Below are 3042 nucleotides of genomic sequence, written 5' to 3' on the forward strand. Positions count from 1 at the left end.
TCCCATATCTCCGAACGCTGAGAGGCCGTGTAATATATCCGCCGTCGCTGCTTCATCGCTACACTCCATCTTCTTCCAAAGATTAAAGTGTTGCCGCCACACGTTGAACCCACCACCGATTGCCGACGTTGCCAACCCAAACGACGTCACCCCGGGCTTGACCCGGGGCCTGCCTGTCTTGAAGAAAAAGGCGGGTCCCGGGTCAAGCCCGGGATGACGGAAAGCAACGGCAGCTTCCCACCCCAAAGCCGACCTTCGCATCACCCAAAGGAAAGGGCCTGACGCGACAGTGCCCGGCCGCGACAGGCCCTCCCTACGCCCTCCCCAAAACGGGGGAGGGGGAGAGACCGGTCAGAACTGGCCGCGCAACGTCACGCCATAGGTGCGCGGTTCGCCGGGAAAGCCCACGAACAGCTGGTTCGCGGTGCCCGCCAGCCCCGAAGAAGCGGGCGCTGCGACGGCGCGGAAGGTGCCGCCGCCCTGCAGCGGCATGTCGGCGCCGATCTGGTAATATGTCTTGTTGAGCAGATTCTGGCCCCACAGCTCGATGCCCCAGCGCCGCTCGGGTCCGTAAAGGCCGATGCGGCCGTTGAAGACCGCAAAGCCGTCCTGGATCTTTTCGACGTCGAGGTCGGACCCGGTGTTGGTGTCGCTTTGGAGGCGCGTGTCGAGATAGACGAGCGCGCTCATCCCCGAACTGCCGATCGGCGGCGTCCAGCTGATCCCCGCCGTCGCGACATAGCGCGGCGCGTTCGACACACCGCGGCCGGGAAGCTGGAACAGCACTGGCGACAGCGGCCGCCCGCCCGTGCCCACCAGATTGCGGCGATAGAGGGTATCGACCCAGGTCAGCCCCATATTGACCGACACATAACGCGCGGGGCGCAGAAATGCCTCGATCTCGACCCCCTTCGACCGCACGCCGGGTTTCAGGCGGTCGGACGGGCAGGCGCCGGTCGCCGCCAACCCGTCGGCGTCGCCGCCGTTCAGATCGTCCTTGCACGCCTGGATGTTGGTGACCTCGAAATTGACGCCGTTGAAGGTGTTGAGCTGGTAATTGCTATATTCCTGGTAGAAAGCCGCGACATTGACGTCGATCCCGGGGCCGTCCCATTTGACGCCGAGTTCATAGGCATCGACCTTTTCGCTCGCGAACTGCAGGTCGCTCGCCTCGGGCCGGCCGTTGCCGGGAGTGTTGGCGGCGAGAGCAAGCCGTCCCGCGCACAGCGGGTCGAAGGCCGTGTTGCATGTCCGGTCGAGCGCCGAGAAATCGAGGTTGAAGCCGCCGGCCTTGTAACCCTTCGATGCCGATCCATAGACCAGCCATTCGGGCGCAGGTTTCCAGCTCAGCACCGCGGTTCCGGTCCATTCATTGTCCTTGAACTTCGTCCCCGCGCTGCCGCGCGGCAGGTCGGGCGCGGTGCTGTTGATCACGCACGGCAAGGTCGCGAGCGACTGGAAGGGCGAATTAACGATCAGCGGGCAGATCGCATTGTTGAAATTCGCGTCGGCATCGAGGGTCTTGCGTTCGCTCGTATAGCGCGCGCCGATCGTGAAGGTCAGCACATCGGGGACGATGTCGAAGCTGTTGTGGGTAAAGACCGCGAAGTTGCGGCTGCGCTGCGCAAAGGTCGATCCTTGGTTGCCGGTGCCATTGATCGCGAGACCCGGCTGGCCGAGCGCCGCCGCGAGCGAGCCGAAGCCCGGGCGGGCGGGATTGGCGATCAGCGCCTGCAGCAGCGTCCGCGTCGCGCCGGGCGGCAGCACCGCGATCGTCCCCTGCACCACCGGCACGTTCACGCACGAGGGGTTGGAGGGCAGCACTGCCGATGGCAGTGCGCTCGCGAAGAGCAGGCAGTTGGCGAATTGTTCGTAGTTGTTGCCGTAAACAATGTCGTCGTCGACATCGAGTTTCTCGTTCGCATAATAACCGCCGACTAGCCAGTCGAGCCGCCCGTCGAACGCTTCGCCCTGCAACCGGACTTCCTGCGTGAACAGCCGGAACCGGCGGTCGAGGTCGGTGCGGCGCAGCACGTCGAGCGCGCTGAAATCCGCGTCCTGACCCTGCGCATTCTTGTAATCGCGATAGGCGGTGATCGACGTCAACGTCGCCGCGCCGAGTTCCCAGTTGAGCTCGCCCGAAACGCCCCAGTCCTTGGTATCCGAACGATAGGTGACTCCGGGCGTCGTCGACTGGCGCCGGACAAAGGGTGCGCCCGCTGGCGGCGCCTGATGGTTCGCGCCCAATGCCTGCAGGATCGGCAGCAGCGTATTCGCCGACGCCACCGGAAAACCATCGGCCCCGCGCGTCAGGTTGCGCACCGGGTTCAGCAGGACACCGCCACAGCAGTTTTCGTTGCGCTTGCTGTAATCGGCGATCAGGCGGAACCTCAGCGTTTCGCTCGGTTCGAACAGCAACTGCCCGCGCACCAGCCAGCGGTCGCGGTCGTTGATGTCGGGTTCGCCGGGCGTCGCATTGTCGATGAAACCGTCGCGCTTCTGCCAGACGCCGTCGAGCCGCGCCGCCACCTTGTCGCCCAGCGGCGCATTGATCATGCCGTCGACGCGCCAATAGTCGTAATTGCCATAGGATATCGAACCCTTCGCGCCGAAGCGGCCGAGTTCGGGTCCCTTGGTGACGATGTTGATGAGGCCCGCGGTCGAGTTGCGCCCGAACAATGTCCCCTGCGGTCCGCGAAGCACCTCGACGCGCTCGATGTCGCCAAGTTCGGACAGGCCGACGCCCGTCCGGCTGCGATAGACGCCGTCGATGAACAGGCCAACCGACGATTCAAGGCCGGGATTTTCGCCGACCGTACCGATGCCGCGGATGCGTGCCGAGAAATTGACCTCGCTCGTCGCGCCCGACACGAGCAGCGACGGCGCGACCTGTCCCAACGCACGCACGTCGGTCGCGCCGGTTTTTTCCAGCGTCTCGCCGGTGACCGCCGAGACCGCGATCGGAACGTCGGACAGCGCCTCGCTGCGCCGCGTCGCGGTGACGATGATCGTTTCGTCGCCTGCCACGGCGCCGGCATCCTG

Annotated in this window: 1 protein-coding gene; it reads right to left on the reverse strand. The window is 65.0% G+C overall.

Translation table 11 applies throughout. From position 1 onward, the window contains the following. Positions 1 to 351 precede the first annotated feature (351 nt). Positions 352 to 3042, reverse strand: a 2691-nt coding sequence (locus tag ACREBX_RS12430) for a TonB-dependent receptor (protein WP_431562059.1), incomplete at its 5' end; no start/stop codon positions are given.

It is taken from the genome of Sphingopyxis sp. (assembly GCF_050725655.1).
Taxonomy (GTDB): Bacteria; Pseudomonadota; Alphaproteobacteria; order Sphingomonadales; family Sphingomonadaceae; genus Sphingopyxis.